17 protein-coding genes are annotated in these 16,973 nt (G+C 66.3%); 3 read left to right on the forward strand and 14 right to left on the reverse strand.

Features of this window, described 5'->3' with window-relative positions; translation table 11 throughout:
* Window positions 1-80: 80 nt before the first annotated feature.
* The 4 genes from ABZX86_RS22060 to ABZX86_RS22075 all read right to left on the reverse strand — a co-directional run bounded on the left by ABZX86_RS22060 (window position 81) and on the right by ABZX86_RS22075 (window position 3,556).
* Entirely contained in the window at window positions 81-1,133 is a 1,053-nt protein-coding gene (locus tag ABZX86_RS22060; RefSeq protein WP_355126191.1) for a Rieske 2Fe-2S domain-containing protein, read from the reverse strand.
* A gap of 151 nt (window positions 1,134-1,284) precedes the next feature.
* Window positions 1,285-1,944 carry a TMEM175 family protein gene (locus ABZX86_RS22065; RefSeq protein ID WP_355126193.1) on the reverse strand — a complete coding sequence of 220 codons (660 nt, stop codon included), beginning with the start codon at window positions 1,942-1,944 and terminating at the stop codon, window positions 1,285-1,287.
* A 162-nt stretch (window positions 1,945-2,106) separates the two neighbouring features.
* On the reverse strand, window positions 2,107-2,874 hold the full coding sequence (locus ABZX86_RS22070) for an SDR family NAD(P)-dependent oxidoreductase (RefSeq protein WP_355126195.1): 768 nt from the start codon (window positions 2,872-2,874) through the stop codon (window positions 2,107-2,109).
* Between the two features lie 43 nt (window positions 2,875-2,917).
* Complete coding sequence (locus tag ABZX86_RS22075; RefSeq protein ID WP_355126197.1) at window positions 2,918-3,556, reverse strand: DUF4386 domain-containing protein; 639 nt, start codon at window positions 3,554-3,556, stop codon at window positions 2,918-2,920.
* A 103-nt stretch (window positions 3,557-3,659) separates the two neighbouring features.
* On the opposite strand from ABZX86_RS22075, the gene ABZX86_RS22080 reads away from it, so the two are divergent.
* Window positions 3,660-4,142: a MarR family transcriptional regulator gene (locus tag ABZX86_RS22080; RefSeq protein WP_355126199.1), complete on the forward strand. Its 483-nt coding sequence runs from the start codon at window positions 3,660-3,662 to the stop codon at window positions 4,140-4,142.
* 34 nt (window positions 4,143-4,176) lie between these two features.
* Here the strand turns inward: ABZX86_RS22080 and ABZX86_RS22085 are convergent, their stop codons facing one another.
* The 5 genes from ABZX86_RS22085 to ABZX86_RS22105 all read right to left on the reverse strand — a co-directional run bounded on the left by ABZX86_RS22085 (window position 4,177) and on the right by ABZX86_RS22105 (window position 10,002).
* Window positions 4,177-4,737, reverse strand: a complete 561-nt coding sequence (locus tag ABZX86_RS22085) for a hypothetical protein (protein WP_355126201.1) — start codon at window positions 4,735-4,737, stop codon at window positions 4,177-4,179.
* A complete protein-coding gene (locus tag ABZX86_RS22090) occupies window positions 4,734-5,858 on the reverse strand; it encodes a hypothetical protein (protein ID WP_355126203.1) in 1,125 nt (374 codons plus the stop codon). The genes ABZX86_RS22085 and ABZX86_RS22090 overlap by 4 nt, the downstream gene beginning before the upstream one ends.
* 43 nt (window positions 5,859-5,901) lie before the next feature.
* Window positions 5,902-6,306: a FixH family protein gene (locus ABZX86_RS22095; protein WP_355126204.1), complete on the reverse strand. Its 405-nt coding sequence runs from the start codon at window positions 6,304-6,306 to the stop codon at window positions 5,902-5,904.
* Entirely contained in the window at window positions 6,303-7,610 is a 1,308-nt protein-coding gene (locus ABZX86_RS22100) for a hypothetical protein (protein ID WP_355126206.1), read from the reverse strand. Before ABZX86_RS22100 ends, ABZX86_RS22095 begins: the two co-directional genes overlap by 4 nt.
* Window positions 7,611-8,514: 904 nt before the next feature.
* The gene (locus ABZX86_RS22105) at window positions 8,515-10,002 is read right to left on the reverse strand and encodes a DUF222 domain-containing protein (RefSeq protein WP_355126208.1); all 1,488 of its coding nucleotides are present in this window, start codon (window positions 10,000-10,002) and stop codon (window positions 8,515-8,517) included.
* A 184-nt stretch (window positions 10,003-10,186) separates the two neighbouring features.
* Between ABZX86_RS22105 and ABZX86_RS22110 the strand changes: the two genes are divergently transcribed.
* Both ABZX86_RS22110 and ABZX86_RS22115 read left to right on the forward strand, forming a co-directional pair.
* The gene (locus tag ABZX86_RS22110; protein WP_355126210.1) at window positions 10,187-10,534 is read left to right on the forward strand and encodes a hypothetical protein; all 348 of its coding nucleotides are present in this window, start codon (window positions 10,187-10,189) and stop codon (window positions 10,532-10,534) included.
* A gap of 179 nt (window positions 10,535-10,713) precedes the next feature.
* Window positions 10,714-11,922, forward strand: a complete 1,209-nt coding sequence (locus tag ABZX86_RS22115; RefSeq protein WP_355126212.1) for a TerD family protein — start codon at window positions 10,714-10,716, stop codon at window positions 11,920-11,922.
* Window positions 11,923-11,941: 19 nt separating this feature from the next.
* Here the strand turns inward: ABZX86_RS22115 and ABZX86_RS22120 are convergent, their stop codons facing one another.
* The 5 genes from ABZX86_RS22120 to ABZX86_RS22140 are packed head-to-tail and all read right to left on the reverse strand — an operon-like array spanning window position 11,942 to window position 16,754.
* Entirely contained in the window at window positions 11,942-12,694 is a 753-nt protein-coding gene (locus ABZX86_RS22120; RefSeq protein ID WP_355126849.1) for an ABC transporter permease, read from the reverse strand.
* Between the two features lie 40 nt (window positions 12,695-12,734).
* The gene (locus ABZX86_RS22125) at window positions 12,735-13,550 is read right to left on the reverse strand and encodes an ATP-binding cassette domain-containing protein (protein ID WP_355126213.1); all 816 of its coding nucleotides are present in this window, start codon (window positions 13,548-13,550) and stop codon (window positions 12,735-12,737) included.
* A complete protein-coding gene (locus ABZX86_RS22130) occupies window positions 13,547-14,074 on the reverse strand; it encodes a MarR family transcriptional regulator (protein WP_355126215.1) in 528 nt (175 codons plus the stop codon). The genes ABZX86_RS22125 and ABZX86_RS22130 overlap by 4 nt, the downstream gene beginning before the upstream one ends.
* Before the next feature lie 53 nt (window positions 14,075-14,127).
* Window positions 14,128-15,357: a cytochrome P450 gene (locus ABZX86_RS22135; RefSeq protein WP_355126851.1), complete on the reverse strand. Its 1,230-nt coding sequence runs from the start codon at window positions 15,355-15,357 to the stop codon at window positions 14,128-14,130.
* 47 nt (window positions 15,358-15,404) lie between these two features.
* On the reverse strand, window positions 15,405-16,754 hold the full coding sequence (locus tag ABZX86_RS22140; RefSeq protein WP_355126217.1) for a cytochrome P450: 1,350 nt from the start codon (window positions 16,752-16,754) through the stop codon (window positions 15,405-15,407).
* Window positions 16,755-16,973: the final 219 nt, after the last annotated feature.

Consider the following 16,973-nt stretch of genomic DNA (forward strand, 5'->3'; position numbering starts at 1 on the left):
GTCGGCCCGCCGGAATTCCGTCCTGAAACTGCGAACGGCCCGCGAGCCGAACTCGCGGGCCGTGCATTCTCACCGGTGATCTAGCCGGTGGTCTCCAGCTCTCGGGATTCGTTCTGCGGCAGCGTATTCGAGATACCCTGCGGCGATTCGGGGGAATAGAACTGGGCATACCAGCGCCGCAGCGCCTTGATGCCCTTCTCGTGCGGCAGCAGTACCGGGCGGGCCCGGTGGATCTTGTGATCCCAGATGTCGAGTTCCTCCCGCACCTCCCCGAGGGCCACCATGCGGAAGGCCAGTTTGAGCAGGGGAGTGGCGAACGGCACCCGGGCCGGTCGCTGGATGTAGTACAGCATCCGCAGTTCGCTGGTGGTGTCGTCGATCGGCGTGGTGAGCGCGATCGCGGTCATGGTGATGAGCAGTCCGCTGGTCCGCACCACCATGACGCCCGGGCCGTACATGAAGACATCGAAGCTGTTGTCGAGCCAGTACCCGAGCACCGATTTGCGGAACCGGCTGTGGATCTCGGCGAACGGCCCGTCCGGATGCAGGTCCTGCACGGGCGGTTCGCTCTGGCCGTGAATGTGGTGGAAGTGGGATTCGTCGACGATGTTCTCCCGCATCTCCTGCACGTGGATGCGGGCCTGCAGCACGTCGTCGATCGGGCGGGCGTAGTCGGGGGCCGTGGCTTCCGGGACGATCGGGACCTCCCAGGTCGGTTCCTCCGACCCGGTGTAGACGAAGATCAGCCCGCTGTGTTCGCGCACCGGGAACCCGCCCAGCGCGACGCGGGGTGCGCGGGCGGCGAACGGCGCGGAGGCGCAGGAGCCGTCGGTATCGAATTGCCAGCCGTGGAACGGGCATTCGAGCTTGCCGTCCACCACCTTGCCGCCGGCTCCCAGGTGGGCGCCGTAGTGCGGGCAGTGCGCATCACGGACGGCGACTTCGCCGTCGCGGCCGCGGAAGGCGACGAGCGCACGGCCGAAGTAGTGCAGGCTGACAACTTTGCCGCGGCGCAGATGTGCGCTGCGCAGGACCGCGTACCAGCCGTCGGGCACGCTGGGCATCGGATATTGGTCGGCGCGCGGATCGCGCGGCAACTCGGATAGGCCGGGACGATCACGTCGTAGGATCACGCTGCCCACCATAACTAGAACGTGTTACTGAATGGTGAACCTGATGTTTTCGAAGTGAGCGAATGGCGTTGTCCTGTAACGCAACTCACTATCCGTCGAGGGCAGCTCCCATTTCGCAACGTTCGGCTCGGTGCGCGATGCGATCGCCGCCTCAGAATTTGTTCAAGGGCCGAATGGGCGGGGAGACAGCCGAATTCACCTGCAGCGCGATGATCACGCCGATGCTCAGATAGGTACTGACGGGGCACAGCGCCACGCTCGCGGCATACAGCACCTGCACGATGCCGATGCGACGTCGAATAGCCGACACGTCTTCCGGGGTGGTGGTGTCGGCGAAGAGTTCCGCCCGGCGGGCGTATCGCAGGCTTCCGAGCTGCACCAGCCCGAGGTAGAGCAGGTCCACCCAGTAGACCAGTAGCGCCAGGCGGGACTGCGGAAACGCGGCCAGCAGTGCGGTCGCGAAGGGCACCAGGCAGATACCGAACAGGAACATGATGTGGATCCACGCCAACGATCGGTCGGCGCGGGTCAGCAGGTTCAGCTGGGTCTGCTGGCCGATCCAGAACATGCCCAGGGTGAGGAACCCCAGTAGGCAGATGACGAACTGCGGTCCGGTGTGGGTCAGGGCATGCCACACCTGCTCCTCGTCGGACACCGCTCCGCTCGACCACAGCAATCGCTCGTGCCAGGTCTCCGCGGCCGGAACGTGCAGATCCAGGACCAGCAAAGTCATTGCGACAGCGAATATTCCGTCGCTGAGGGCGGCGAGGCGTCCCAGATCCTGGGCGGCGATGCGGTGATAGCGGGTCACGAACCCCGTACCCCTTTCGGTCGAAGCCACACGGGTCGGTGGCCGGGTCGGGTCCGAGTATGACGACGATCGCAGACAGCGGCAGCGCCGCATGGCGACGGCCCCGGGTCGCGGGACCCGGGGCCGGCAGCCGCGTGGTGATGAATGCGCCTGGCGCGTACGTCAGTTCGTGATCCGCCCGCCCGCCACATCGATGGTGATGCCGGAGAGATAGGACGAGGCGTCGGAGGCCAGGAACAGCGCGGCCTCGCCGACATCGGTGGTCAGGCCGAGGCGGCGCAGCGGGTGGGCCGCCGTGACCTGCTGCTGCACGGCCTCGGGCATATGCGCGTCCACCTTCTCGGTGCGGATCGAGGACGGGGCCAGGGCATTGACCCGAATGCCCTGGGGGCCGAGTTCGGTAGCGAGGTGCCGGGTCAGCATGATCACTCCGGCCTTGGCGACCCCGTAGGCCAGATTCGCCTGGCTGGGCTGGCGGCCCGCGGTCGAGGACATGGTGATGATGCTGCCGCCGCCCTGGGCGATCATGCCGGGCAGGAAGGCCTGGATGGTGAGGAAGGCCGAGCTCAGATTCGCGTCCAGTGCCTGATGCCAGCGCTGTTCGGTCAGATTCGGGGTCGGCACGGGCTCGCCAACACCGCCGGCGAAGGCGGCCAGAATCTGGACCCGGCCGAGCCGGCTCTCCACGAGATCCCGAACCTGTTCCAGCGCAGTCGCATCGGTGACATCGGCGACGGCTGCCAGTGCGGTGCCACCGGCCTCGGTGATCTGCGCGACGACCTCGTCGAGTGCCTTCTCATCGCGGCCGACAATGCAGACCCGCACACCCTGCGCGGCCAGCATGCGGGCGGTCTGCGCGCCGATACCGCGTGAGCCGCCGGTGATTACCGCGATCTTGCCGGAGAGGTCGGAGTAGCTGCTGATGGACATGGGATCGAGCCTTTCGATGGGTGATAAAGGGAAAGCGGTGAATTCAGCGACGGGACAGCACTACGCCGGTGGCGATCAGCCAGAGGAGACCGCCGAACCGGACGACCGGCAGCAGATAGCCGAACCCCGAGGCGATGAGCGCCAGCGTGGACAGTGCGGCGGCCGCGGCGATGGCGAAGCCGATCCACACCAGCACCGGCGGCAGCGCTCGATTCAGCAGTGCCGGAATCGAAATCCCGATGATCAGCAGTCCGAAACCGGCGGAATAGGCGGGCCCGCCGGTGAGGTAACCCATATCGGCGATCGTGCGGGCCAATTCCGGTGTGCTGCTGCCTGCCAGATGTCCACCGGCCCAGGCGAATAGTGCACTGAGGGTGAGTGCGGCGGCGGCGAGCCCGGCGCCGACGACGGCAATGGCCGGGGCGCGCAGCGTGCGCTGCAGCAGTGCGCCGGCGATGGCCAGCGGGGTGGCCGACAGCAACATCAGCACCGCTCCGGCATTGATCAGATCGGTGTGCGAGGTGGTGTAGGCGAGCACATCCGCGCCGCTGGCATCGGGATGCGGGACGCCGGCATTGGTGGCCACGTACGCGATGGTGAATCCGGCGAAGGCGAGGACGGGGGCGAGAACTGCGGGGTTGATGCGATTGGTGCTGGTGCGAGCGGCGGTTGTGGTGCTCATGGCGGAGATCCTCAAGCTCGGGTGAACCGTACTTCCTCAATAATGATTACAATCTGTAACGATTGTCAACGGTCAATCGTATTCGCGCTGCTACCATTGCTTCGTGGATACGAAAGACGAATCGGGCGGGCACCGCACACCCCGGGCGGTCGGATTCCTGCTGGCCCAGGTCGGGGCACATGCCGCCGATAGATTCGCCGCGGGCACCGCGGCATTGGACCTGACGCCGGCCCAGGCGGGCCTGCTGCGCGCGCTCGTCTTCCGGCCCGGCCGCAGTCAGCGCGAGCTCGCCGATGATCTGGGCATGCCGCCCAGCCGCTTCGTGCAGTTCGCGGACAAGCTCGAGGAGCGCGGCCTGATCGAACGCAAACGCAATCCGGACGACAGGCGTCTGCACGCGCTGTTCCTGACGCCGAAAGGTCAGGCGACGCTGGGCGAGCTCGGTGCGGTCGCCATCAAAAACGAGGCGCAGCTGTGCCGTTCCCTGACCGACGATGAGCATCGGCAACTCGCTGAACTGCTCGGTCGCATCGTCGCCGATCAGGGCCTCACTCCGGGTGTGCACCCGGGGTACAAATCGGTATGACCGGATCCTGAATCAAGCTGCCGGCCAACCGCGTTCAGTGTTGACCGACCAGCTCACGCTCGTCGGGTGCGGTCCGGCGGGTGCGCCGCCAGGCATAGGCGAGGAAGGCGATCAGGCCCAGCAGCGGTAGCGAACTCACGGCCCAGCTGACGGACAGCGGCGGACCGGGCTGCTGCAGGACGTTGAGATCGCGGAGTTCGCCGACGCCCTGACCCTGCGGCCCGTCGATCGTGAACCGGAACGTCCAATTGCCCTGCTGATCAAGCGATCTGACATCCAGTCCCCAGACCTCGTGCTTCCGCGGATGGCGGGAGAGCGGCTGGGATTTGCTGACCTGCCCGTTCGGCCGGATCGTGGTCAGGGTGCCGGACTTATCCGCGATGCCGCCCTCTGGATCGAAGGTGAAATCCAGCGATTGCATTGCGCGCAGCGGCCATTGGCTGAACCCGATGGTGAGGCTGTACGGACCAGCCTGGACGTGCTCGGTGTGCACGATATCGACCGGTTGATAGGCGGCAGCGGTGCCTGTGGCGGTGGCCAGCAGTCCGAGGACGGCGAGAAGTGTTGCGGCGGCGGACAGCAGGCGGGCGATCATGCGCGGGCTCCGGTGGTCGGGGCGGCGAGGCGCAGCATGTCGCCGAAACGCCAGCCGAGGAATCCGGCGAGGCCGCCGAAGATCGCGCCGAAAACGGTGGTGCCGATAATGGTCGCGGTCACGGGCAGCGAACCGCCGTAGATGAGGATGTTCTGCCACGGTGCGCACAGCGCGACGATGGCGCCGCCGATCGCACCCGCCAGCGCCGGAAGCAGCCGGACGGTGTGCCCGGTCCGGCGCAGCAGCAGATCGACGACGATGCCGACCGGAATCAGGCACAGCGGAATCAGGGCCGGAGTCGCCGGAATACCCCGAATATGTTCGCGCATAGGCAGTCCCACGAAATCCGCGTAGGCGCGCGCGGCCCACGGCGCGAACCACCAGAACACGCCCTGCATGGCGGCTGCCACCAGGGCCGTGATCGTCGCGCCACCCTTGCGGAGCGAGCCGCCGGTGATCAGCAGGATCAGTGCCATGAACGCGGTCACCACGACGGTCCATCGAATGGTGCCGCCGCTGAGTCGCTGCACGGCCAGCGCGGTGATGGTGCTGGAGATCAGCAGATTGCCGAGGCAGACGAGCGCGCCGAGCTGTCCCCAGCGCTGTTCGCGCGCGGCGGCGAAGACGATGACGGTGCCCACCGAGGTGACGGTGCTGGACAGGAAGAGTCCGATGTGCGGCGGTGAATCGATGATGGCGTCGAAGCCGTAGAGACTGTGCCACCACAGATCCCACAGTCCGTACAGCAGGAAGGACGCCGCGCCCAGGCTGGTCACCAGGTAGCCGAGCGGTGCGGTGAAGGTCCGGCCGAAGACGCCGATACCCGGCCCGCCGAGCGCCGCGTCCACGGTGCGGCCCGCGCGCCCCGCGGCTGTTGTCGCGAGAATCACTGCGAGACTGGTGAATCCGGACATGGCGGCGCTGGCGTAGATGAACAGATGCGGCAGGGTGAAGAAGGTGTCCGGGCCGACGTCGCTGTGCCACTGGATATCCCAGGTGGCGCCGACCGCCCAGGTCATGGTGGCGGCGAGCAGGATCGACGCGGGTAGCCACGGGCGTGGGGAGGTGGCGGGGGAGGCCACCGAGGTGGTGATCCCTCGCCCCGATGCGGTGAGGTCCATGTGCTGCTCCTGATTCAGGTCAGTTGGCTCGGACGGGTGCGGGTCAGTTGGCTCGAACGGAAAAGGTTGCGCGCCCGCTGCCCTGCGGGCCGGACAGATTCACCGCGATCTCCCACTGCCCCGGCATGGGCAGATTCACGACGGCGCGGTAGTGGCCGGGTGTCACGGTGGTGGCGGTGGCGGGCGGCACCGCATGCCCCATCTGCGGCATGGCGGGCTCCACCGAAACCCGGTCCGGTGCAGCGGGTTTGCCCTGCTGATCGGTGATCTCCAGCTCGGCCGAAATATCGCCGGTGTGCGCCGAGCCGTCGCCGACGGTCAACTCGACACGGTAGGGCCCGGCGGTCATACGCTGGGCCGGTGCCGAATCGCTCGGCCACACCCACCACGTCACCAGCGCCACGATCACCGCGGCGGCGATAAACAGCAAACCCCTGCGGGTGGTCATTGCGACTCCTTCGCCCGGACATCGACGGTGGCGGGCACGGTCATCAGGGCGTACCCGCGCTCGGCCTGAGCCCAGACCAGATACCGGCCGGGCAGTGGGAAAGTGAAGGTGAACGACACATCCGGGCCGTAAGCGGCAACGGTCTCGTCCGGCAACTGCGCGCCAGGGCCGAGCATCGGCGCCATGGCGTGCGCGTGCGCCCAGATCGGTGCGGCCGCGGCGGCCGCGCCGGTGGGCACATGATCGGGCAGCGGCCCGACGGCAATGAGATGACCGACCATGCCGAGCCAGGGTTGCAGATCCGCGGCGCCGCCGAAATGCGTAGTGAGCGTGCCGGGTTCGCCCGTGACCAATGCCGTGGGGACCAGCTGGGCACCCGCGGGATCGGGGGCGGGGACCGCACCGGATTCGCCCGAGACATGCAGCGTGGACCGCAACAGCTGTACCCCGCCACCACGGCGCGCGATCTCCGCCGCGATCCCGTAGTCGCCGGACTGGTTGAGGGTCAAGCGAATCCGGTACTCGCCGGGTGCGGTCCGGATCGGATGCCGATGCCAGAAGGTGCCGTTCGGGCCGACGATCATCAGGTGCAGCAGGGCGTCATCGTTGACCAGTAGATCGTCCACGGGCCGCCCGGTGGCGGCATCGGTGAGCGATAGCATCAACTCGGTGGGATGACTCGTCTCCGCCGCACCGCGTGTGGTGAGCGTCAGATTCACCGGCGGCCGTGAGTAATTCGTCGTCATCGGCAACTGCCGCTCCGGAAAAGGATCGCCGATCGTATCCGAGGTGGGATCGAGCAGACTCCCCGCCGGCCGTGGCAGCGGTGCGCTCGCCGACAGCGTCGCCCCCGTAATACCGACCGCCAGCGCCGCGATCATCGCCCCCGCGGGCACCAGCGTCGGCCACCCGCGCTTGGACACCATCGCCGTGCCGATCGAAACGAGCAGCAGCACACCGGCTCCGAAGAACCCGCCATAAGCCGCCCGCTCCCACGGCGTCACCACCGTAGCCGCCACCAGAAACGGAATCCGCGCCACCTGATCGCCATCCTTGACCGCCAACTCCCACGGCCCCGCATGATCCACCCGCAGCGTCGCCGAATACACCCCCGCCCGATCTCCCAGCGCCACGGTCCCCGCCGACCCGTCCCCACCCCGATCCGAGGGCGTGACACTCAGCGCGAGAGTCCCCGCTGCAGAACCGGCATGGGTAACAACGTCCACCCGCAACGGCCCAGGCACCGGCTCAGCCCGCCGCACCACAACCGTCAACTCCCGATCCCCCAGCGACTGAGCCACCATCACATCGCTCCCCGCCACCCCACCATCAGCCCGCGCCACCGCCCCGCCGACAACCCCAACCACACACAACCACCCGGCGAGCACCACCCCCGCAACCCGACCCCCGCGCATCTAGACCCGGCCACCCACCGCGGCCGCCCGCATCTCACATCGATATCCCGATTGTCCGGATCTGCCCAAGGCCCGAGTTGTCTGTGGCGACTGCACCATTCCGAAGCTACCGAACGGACGCCGCCCGCGACTCCGGGAGAACCCCGATTGCGCCCAGACACCATGTCCCACTGATGGGGGAGACTGAGCCCGAACCGAGCCCTTGTCTTTTCGTGTCTTGTTCTCGAGAACGGCACCAAAGCCGGTCGACCCCGCTGGTACCGCAGATAGCCCTCCTCACCGCGGAAGGTCAACCGGGTACCCCTCCTAACGTGCCCAGCACGGCCATCTCGGGCTTTGCCCGCACCCCGATCCGATCAACCCTGCCCGGGACGCAACCAACCCAGGTGCACCGACCGTTTCAGCATAGGACCGTCGGCAACCGGCGACGACACAGCGGGTCTCTCACAGCACAACGGGTTTCGAGGCCGAGACAGTCGGTGCACCTGGGTTGTTTCCGTCGAGGGGCGGTGTTGGGCACCCTGGGTGCGGGCAGGGCCCGAGATGGCCGTGCTGGTGGCGTCGGGTGGGGTACCCGGTTGACCTTCCGCGGTCACGAGGGAAGCTGCGGTACCAGCCGGAAGACTGGTTGTGGTCCGGTCTCAGAGATAAAACGCGAAAAGACGAAGACCCGAAAGACCAAGGGCGCCTGGAGAGAAGGGATCGAAGAGAAAGAGCCCGCGCAAACTTGGTGGGCAACAGCTTGTAGCACCGCCAGGATCAACCTGACGGTGTCAACAAGGGGTGCGGTCCGCTATTCGCGGGTGGGGGTGGTTTTGCGGGCATCGAGCCATGCTCGGCGGCGCTCGCGTTGCAACCGTTCCCGGGCCCGGATCTCGCTCAGGGCACCGGCCATCAGCTCACCGGTGTGGTGCAAGTGGTTGACCTGCGGGGTGCCGGTCGGGTCGATGTGGGGTGGGGCGATCCACCCGGTCCGGCCCGGGAAATCCGTATCCTCGCCCATGACAATGGTTTTCCAACCACCGGGCCCGTCGTGGATCATCGCGTGGCAGCCATCGCACGCCAAGGTCAGGTTGTCGATATCGGTGGGCCCGCCCTCGGCCCACCCGGTGACGTGATGGGCCGCCGACACGCTCGCGGGCGCGCTGCACCCGGGTCGGGTGCACCCCTTGTCGGAGGCGATGAGCGCCAGTCGTTGTGCGGGCGTGGCCAATCGGTCTCGCCCGCGCCCCAAATACAGGGGCAGTCCGGCCTTGTTCAACACCACCAGCAACGGTCGGGTTCCGGCGGCCAGTTCCAGGGCTTGCGGGATGGTCAGGGTGCCACCGGTCGCGGTGGTCGCGATCCCGGCACCACGCTCGAGGTCCTCGAGGCGCATGACGATGATCGCTTCCACGGGCAGGCCGCGGTGGGAGCCGAGCTTGGGGCGGTCGAGCTGGAAACGCAGCACCGCCAACAGGGCGTCGTGGTTGCGTTGCGCCGCACTGCGGGTATCGCGCTCGGCTGCGGCCTTCAGTTTCTGGCGGTCGAGGGTACGGTCGGCGACCTTCGGGCTGTCCGCATCGGCCGGGTTGCACATGCCCGGGCGGGCGAACTTGGCCAGCAACGGTTCCAGGACTTCCCGCAACGGCTCGGTGATCTCCCCGATCAACGGGGACATCCCATCGGCGCGTTTGCGCCCGAGGGTGAGCCCGCGCATGCGTTCGCGGTCTTTGTCCTGGGTGAGGGTGCCGTCGGGGTCGATGTTCGCCAGGATGACCTCCCCGAGGTCGACCAGCTTGTCCGGGCTCCCGGTGCGGGCGTAGGTGGTCAAAACGTCTTGGGCGAGGTCTTTCTGGCCGGGGTCGGCGGCGCAGGGGATGCGCTTGAGGATCTGCGCGATCCGGCGCACGTGATCGACGGAGATGTCCCCGGCCCGTTGGGCTTGGGCGACATAGGCCAGTTCCGGTTCCAGCTCGCCTCCGAGCGCCGGTTGCGGGCTCAGTTGTTTGGCGGCGTTGACCCGCGAGGCCGCGTCGGCGTGGCTCAATCGCAGGGTTTGTTCGAGGAATTTGATCGGGGATGCTGATCCGGCGCGGGCCGCCAGGCTGCGGGTGCAGGTTTCGGTGACGAACCGGTGCTTGACGGCTTCGAGTTTGCGCATGCTGGTTTCGACCTCGCGCATGAGGGCGATGAATTCCTCGTCCAGCAAGGGTGTGAGGGAGGTGTCCAGGAGGTTTTCCACGGCGGTATCGAGTGCGTGTGCACTCGATACGATGGTGGTTTCTCCCCCCGGATTCATGCCTCTATTCTACCGCCGCAGGTGAACCCTGGAAAGGCGAATTGTGTTGTGATATAAGGATATTCAGACCGGCGGACCGTCCAGCCTCTTTCGGGTTATTGTTCTTTGGTCGTTTCTTTCTTCTCGTCCAGGCGTCTTTGTCTTCGGGGTTTCTCTACGCCCAATGCAGGATTACGGTGAATCCATGCGGATCGATATCGAACCTGCGGGCTGGGTGCCGGACTCGTGCACCTTGCCTACGGCGGAGCAGCCGTTTCGGGTGGCGGAGTTTGCGGCCTTCTTTGCCGAGTCGGTTCAGGCGGCCACGCGCACGGCGCCGACTGGGCTGGAGCTTGTGCTGGTGGGTGGTGCCGAACCGGCCGCGCGAGATTTGGCTGCGCGGGAGAGCGGCTGCTGTTCGTTCTTCACCTTCACGTTCACCGAATGCGGTCCGGAGTCGGTGATGCACATCGACGTACCGGGCGCCTACGTCGATGTGCTCGATACTTTCGAACGGCTTGTGGCGCAGGCGAACCCGGCCTCCGCTGGCTGACTGCGGCGAGGCCGATGGCGATCAGGCAGGGGAAGCTGGATTCGAGATCGTCGCTCGGCTGAATTCGCACCGCAGACGATCGCGATATCTGGCAAGCAATCTCGATACCTGGGAAGCATGTCGGCGACGGGACGCGGTCGTAGAGTGGCGGGGGAGATCAACCGAGCTGAGGGGTGCGTGTGGTGGCGACGCTGGTGAAGGGGCAGAATGCGGCGCTGACCGCTCCCGATGTCGTGGTTTCCGTGCAGGTCGCGGCGCCGGCGGAGTTATCCGCGCTGCTGGTGACCGAGCAGGGCAAGGTGCGTTCGGACGCGGATTTCGTGTTCTACAACCAGCCTTCGGGTCCGGGGGTGCGTTTACAGGCCGGGCAACCACCCGCGGTGGCGGTGTCCTTCGCACAGGTACCTGCCGAGATCGCACAGATTCGGGCGGTGATCACCCTCGAGAACGCGGGCGGCAATTTCGGTCAGATCGCGCCGCCGACCGCGATCGTCTCGGATGCGGCCGGAAATCGATTGTACGAGTACCGGATTGCCGATTTGAGCGCCGAATCGATTGTTGTCGCGGTGGAGCTGTACCGCCGTCAGGGTAGCTGGAAAGTGCGTGCGGTCGGGCAGGGATATGCGGGCGGATTCGCGGCGCTGGTCACCGATCACGGTGTGTCGGTGGATGATGCGCCGCGCACGAGCATGCCTGCCGCATCGCCGTATCCCACGCAGCCGCCGCCTGCGCCGCCCGCACCACTGCCGCCCGTTGCGCCGCCCCCACCACCGGCCCCACATTCCTCAGGCGAGGTCAGCCTCTCCAAGGACCGTCCGGTCAGCCTGGCGAAGGGTCAGCGCGTCACCCTCCGCAAGGACGGCGGCGTCGCATTGACCGCTGTGCGAATGGGTTTGGGCTGGGATCCGGTCAAGAAGGGCTTCTTCGGCAGCCGTGCCGTCGATATCGATCTCGACGCCTGGGTCGCCATGTTCGCGGGCCGCAATCTCGTCGATGTCGCCTACTACGGTCAGCTGACGTCGAAGGACAGCTCGATCCGGCACCAGGGCGACAACCTGGTCGGCGGTGGCCAGGGCGACGACGAGGTGATCCAGGTCGACCTCACACGAGTCTCGCAGCGCGTGGACACCCTGCTGTTCATTGTGACCTCCTACCAGGGGCACACCTTCGAACAGGTGCGAAATGCCTTCTGCCGCTTGGTAGACGGCACCACCGGCACCGAGCTGGCCCGCTTCACCCTCTCCGGCGGTATGCCTTTCACCGCCTTGGCCATGGCCAAGCTGTACCGGTCCGGCGGCGACTGGAAGATGCAGGCGATCGGTGACGGCTTCCAGGCCAAACATCCGGGTGAGGCGGTGCCGCAGCTGGGCCGCTGGGTGACCGACTGAGCGCTACGGTCCTGGGGAGCTATCGGACCAATCGGCCGAGCAGCGACGAGGCCGAAATGACCCCGAGCACAGCCGCACCGGTGAGCACGAGGAAATCGAGCCAGAGGTTGGCCGGAGTACCGACGAGCAGCCCGCGCAGCGCGTCGACCTCATAACTCAGCGGATTGATGCGACTGATCACCTGCAGCCAGCCGGGCATCAGCGCGATCGGATAGAGCGCATTGGACGCGAAGAACAGTGGCATCGTGATGGCCTGCCCGATGCCCATCAGCCGATCCCGGGCCTGCACGATCCCGGCGATGGTCATCGACAGGCACGCGAAGAACGCCGTGCCGAGGAACACCGCCGGAATGGTCGCGGCGATCTTCAGCGGATTCATCGTCATCCCCACGCCCATGAGCAGCGAAACGATAACCACCACAACGATTTGCGCAATGGCCCGCACGCCCGCGGCAAAGCACTTTCCGGCGATCAGCGCGGACCTGGGCGTCGGAGTCACCAGCAGCTTGTTGAGGATGCCCGCATCGCGATCCCAGATGATCTGAATGCCGTAGAAGATCGAAATGAACAGCGCCGACTGCGCGATGATGCCGGGCGCCAGGAAATCCAGATACGGCACCTTGCCGGTCGGAATCGACCGCAGGCGCGAGAAGGTGGATCCGAAGATCACCATCCAGAGCACGGGTTGCACTGCCCGGGTGAGGATTTCGGTCTGATCGTGCCGCAGCTTCTGAATTTCGACCAGGGCGAACGTCCCGACGCGCGAGGTCAGCGCGGGAACGCGGGCCCAGCCCTGGGGGGCTCGGGTGGGTTCAGCCCATCCGTTGGGCTGAACGGCGAGTAGTTCGGACACTGCGCATCCCCGCTTCCGTCTTGTCGTCGTCGAGACTTTCGCCGGCGTAGTGCCGGAACACATCTTCGAGAGTCGCGGCGGGGCCGATCTCGTTCTTCAGGTCGGTCGGCGAGCCGACGGCGCGCAGTACGCCCTTGTGCAGCAGGGCAACTCGGTCGCACAGTTCATCGGCCTCGGCCATGTAATGCGTGGTGAGCAGCACCGTCATGCCGTAGCTCTGCCGCATTTCCGCGACCCGCTCCCACACGCTGTCGCGGGCGATCGGGTCCAGGCCCACCGTCGGCTCGTCGAGCACCAGAATCGCGGGCCGGTTCACCAGCGCCTGCGCCAGCTCCAAACGGCGAATCATGCCGCCGGAGAAGGTGCCCGCCATCTGTTCGGCGACATCGATGAGATGCATCGCCTCGAGCGCCTCATCGACCCGCTGCGTCCGTTCCCGGCGCGGCACATCGAACAGTCGCGCGAACCAGGTCACGTTCTGCCGGGCGGTGAGTCCGGCCTCGATCGAAAGTTGCTGTGGCACATAGCCGAGGTTGTAGCGCACGTCGGTGGCCTGTGTGGTGACATCGAGCCCCAGTACTCGAACTGACCCGTGCTGCACCGGAATCAGCGTATTGATGAGCCGGATCGTGGTGGACTTACCCGCGCCATTGGGCCCGAGCAGGCCGAAGATCTCGCCTCGGTCGATGGTCAGGGTGAGGCTGTCGACCACGGTATTGGCGCCGTAGCGATGGGTGAGATCGCGGCATTCGACGGCAGGTGGCGGTGAAATCATCGAGTTTCGCCCTTCTCCCGCTGCTCCTGCTCGTGGAGCAGATCGGTCAGTGTGGCAATGACATCCAGGCCCCGCCGCAGGTCGGCGCGCTGATCGGCGGTCAATTGATCGACGGCCCAGGAGACCAGCTGCTGCCTGCGCAGCCGGGTGCTGTCGGCGAGCTGCTGCGCATCGGCGGTGAGCGACAGGCGCATCATCCGCCGATCGAGCAGATCGGGTTCACGTACGACCAGACCCGCCTTGACCAGGGCGGTGACAAAGGTGGACACGCTATTGGCGGCCAAACCCAGTTCGGCCGCCGCGGCCTTCACGGACACTCCGGGCTGGCGACCCACCAGGCGCAGGAATTCCGCCTGCGCGGCGGACAGCTCGGGCCCGTCGAAGGACCGCCCGGCGATCCTGCCGAGCTGGCGGCGCAGGCGGCCCATCGCGCCGAACAGCAGGGAAAACATCTGCCCGGACTCGACACCGTCGTGCTCGACCGGGCGCAGGCCTGGTTCGGCATCAGGGGAAGGTGCTGGCATGAACCGACAATACCTCTGATTCAGAGGTATTGTCCAGGCCGCTTTGTTCCGCCCTACTGGTACCGGACCTGCCAGCGTTTGATGCCATTGATCCAGCCCGACCGCAGCCGCTCCGGTTCGGACACCTGGCTCAGATCGGGCATGACGTCGGCGATCGCATTGAACATCAGGTCGATCTCGAGCCGAGCCAGATTCGCGCCGACACAGTAGTGCGTCCCGGTACCGCCGAACCCGACATGCGGATTGGATTCGCGGAACACATCGAACGTGAACGGATCGTCGAAGGCCTCCTCGTCGAAATTGGCCGAGCTGTAGAACAATCCGACCCGATCGCCCTTGCGGATGAGCTGTCCGCCGAGCTCGGTATCCGCGGTCGCAGTCCGCTGGAAGGCGGTGACCGGGGTGGCCCACCGCACGATCTCATCGGGCGCGGTGCGTGGCCGCAGCCGCTTGTAGCGCTCCCACTGCTCCGGATTGTCGATGAACGCCTTCATACCGTGGGTGATGGCATTACGAGTGGTCTCATTACCGGCGACGGCGAGCAGAATGACGAAGAAGCCGAACTCGTCCGAGCCCAGCGATTCACCGTCGAGATCGGCGGTCACCAGCTGCGAGACGATGTCCTCCATCGGGCAGGCGCGCCGCTGCTCCGCCAAATTCCAGGCGTAGCCGAGGATTTCGACCGAGGCGGTGGTCGAGGAGTCGGTGGTCGTCGTTTCACCGAATTCCGGGTCGTCATAGTTGAGCATCTGATTGGACCAGTCGAAGAGCTTGCGGCGATCGGCCTGCGGGACGCCGATCAATTCCGCGATCGCCTGCAGCGGCAGCTCACAGGCCACCTGTTCGACAAAATCGCCGCTGCCCTCCCGCTTGGCGGCCTGCACCACGGCCGCCGCGCGCTCCGTCAGCGCCGCGCGCAGGCCCTCGATCGCGCGGGGGCTGAAGCCCTTCGAGATGATGCGGCGCGTCTTGGTGTGCTTGGGCGGATCCATATTCACCAGCAGCGCACCGGTGAGTTCGATCTGCTCGGGGGTGACCTCACCGGGCAGCCGGATGATGGAGCCCTTCTGCTGCGAGGAGAACAGCTCCGGCTTACGGGAGATCTCCTTGATGTCCTCGAGCTTGCTCACCACCCAGTAGCCGCCGTCGCGGAACCCGCCCGAGGTCTCGTCGGATTGCGCGTTCCACCACACCGGGGCGGTGCGCCGCAATTCGGCGAATTCCGTTACGGGATTGCGGGTTTCCCACAGCGCCGGATCGGTGAAGTCGAATCCGGCGGGCATCGATGGCACAGCTGTCTCCTCGGAAGTCACGCCGTTGTGGTCCGGAGTCACCGCTGGCGGCGGCGGTAGCGGACGCGGCACGGCTGCTGCAGCTGCACCACCATCTTCGAATGATCGTTGCGGTAGGTATCGGACGGCTGGACCATCTCGAATTCCCAGTCCCGCAGCAGAATCGAGAAGATCGCCTTCAGCTGCATGAGCGCGAACGCGGCCCCGACACAGCGATGCCGTCCGGCGCCGAAGGGAATCCAGGTCCAGCGATTGAGGATGTCCTCCTGCCGCGGATCCAGATAGCGCTCCGGATCGAACGCGTCGGGATTCGGGAAGTCCTCCGGAATCCGATTGGAGATGGCCGGGGTGGCGGCCACCAGATCGCCCGGGGCAATGCGGTTTCCGCACACCTCGAACTCATCGCGCGCCACCCGCATGAGAATGATGAGCGGCGGATGCAGCCGCAGCGTCTCCTTCAGCGTCGCCTCCAGATTCGGAATCTGGCGCAGCGCATTGTGACTGACGTCGGAGCCGTCCGCGAAGAGCTCGTCCAGCTCGGCGACGACCGTCCGCAGCAGCTCCGGATGCCGCAGCAGTTCGATGACCGTCCACGCCGCCGTGCCGGAGGTGGTGTGGTGCCCGGCGAACATCATGGAGATGAACATGCCGGTGATCTCGCTCGCCGAGAAGCGCGGTCCGCCGTTCTCGTCCTTGACCGAGATCAGGATGTCGAGCATATCGCGGTCGTCCTTGGCGGCCGGCGCGGCTTCGCGCTGAATCATGATGTCCTGCACCAGTTCCACCAGCTGCACGCGGGCCTCGTCGCGCCGCCGGAAGCTGTCGATCGGCGCGTACGGGTCCACGTAGGCGAGGGCATCGGTGCCCTGCTCGAGTTCGTGGTAGAGATGCGCGAACCGCCCGTCGAGCTGATTGCGGAACTTCACGCCGATCAGACAGGCCGAGGAGGTGTAGATGGTCAGCTCGGCGAAGAAGTCGAGCAGATCGATCTCGCCCTCGTCGTCCAGACCGGCGGCCATCCGGTCCACCTCGTGCGCGATGGTGGCGGCGTGCCCGCGCATGAAATCCGCGCGCAGCGCCTGGTTGTGCAGCATTTCGCGGCGGCGTTCCGGGCTGGCGTCGAATACCACGCCCTCACCGAAGATCGGCTTCATGAACGGGTAGGCCGCGCTCTGGTCGAGGTCCTCGTCGCCGGAGCGGAAGAAGAACTCATTGGCCTGCGCACCGGACAGCATGATCACATCGCGCCCCGCCAGCTCGAAGGCTCCGACATCGCCGCATTCGGCGCGCACCCGGTGCATGAGGGCGATCGGATCGGTGCGGAACTCCTCGAGGTGGCCGTGCTCGACTTCGCCTCCCGAGACCCGTCGCGGCTTGACCAGTGTCATTGGAAGTCCTTCCCGGAATAGCTGCCCGGACACGTGCCGGACACGTGTCCGGACGGTACTACGATTGCAGTCTCGCGACAAGGCTCGAATCGGACCTGACCATGTATCCGATTGCGGCATTATGAGATTGACGAAGGCCCGGACCTGCGCACCGGCGGTGAGTCCTTGTGCCGGGCCGGACCTTCGAACTATATTCCGAGCACCTGTCCAGACACGTAT

The sequence above is a fragment of the Nocardia sp. NPDC006630 genome (genome assembly GCF_040611495.1).
In the GTDB taxonomy this organism is placed as follows: domain Bacteria; phylum Actinomycetota; class Actinomycetes; order Mycobacteriales; family Mycobacteriaceae; genus Nocardia.

What these genes read in the sequence shown, in the direction of transcription:
- ABZX86_RS22110 (WP_355126210.1), top strand. Translation starts at nt 10,187, where the DNA reads ATGCGGATCGATATCGAACCTGCGGGCTGGGTGCCGGACTCGTGCACC.
- ABZX86_RS22135 (WP_355126851.1), bottom strand. Translation starts at nt 15,357, where the DNA reads ATGCCCGCCGGATTCGACTTCACCGATCCGGCGCTGTGGGAAACCCGC.
- ABZX86_RS22085 (WP_355126201.1), bottom strand. Translation starts at nt 4,737, where the DNA reads ATGATCGCCCGCCTGCTGTCCGCCGCCGCAACACTTCTCGCCGTCCTC.
- ABZX86_RS22140 (WP_355126217.1), bottom strand. Translation starts at nt 16,754, where the DNA reads ATGACACTGGTCAAGCCGCGACGGGTCTCGGGAGGCGAAGTCGAGCAC.
- ABZX86_RS22125 (WP_355126213.1), bottom strand. Translation starts at nt 13,550, where the DNA reads ATGATTTCACCGCCACCTGCCGTCGAATGCCGCGATCTCACCCATCGC.
- ABZX86_RS22130 (WP_355126215.1), bottom strand. Translation starts at nt 14,074, where the DNA reads ATGCCAGCACCTTCCCCTGATGCCGAACCAGGCCTGCGCCCGGTCGAG.
- ABZX86_RS22090 (WP_355126203.1), bottom strand. Translation starts at nt 5,858, where the DNA reads ATGGACCTCACCGCATCGGGGCGAGGGATCACCACCTCGGTGGCCTCC.
- ABZX86_RS22095 (WP_355126204.1), bottom strand. Translation starts at nt 6,306, where the DNA reads ATGACCACCCGCAGGGGTTTGCTGTTTATCGCCGCCGCGGTGATCGTG.
- ABZX86_RS22070 (WP_355126195.1), bottom strand. Translation starts at nt 2,874, where the DNA reads ATGTCCATCAGCAGCTACTCCGACCTCTCCGGCAAGATCGCGGTAATC.
- ABZX86_RS22105 (WP_355126208.1), bottom strand. Translation starts at nt 10,002, where the DNA reads ATGAATCCGGGGGGAGAAACCACCATCGTATCGAGTGCACACGCACTC.
- ABZX86_RS22075 (WP_355126197.1), bottom strand. Translation starts at nt 3,556, where the DNA reads ATGAGCACCACAACCGCCGCTCGCACCAGCACCAATCGCATCAACCCC.
- ABZX86_RS22100 (WP_355126206.1), bottom strand. Translation starts at nt 7,610, where the DNA reads ATGGTGGCTCAGTCGCTGGGGGATCGGGAGTTGACGGTTGTGGTGCGG.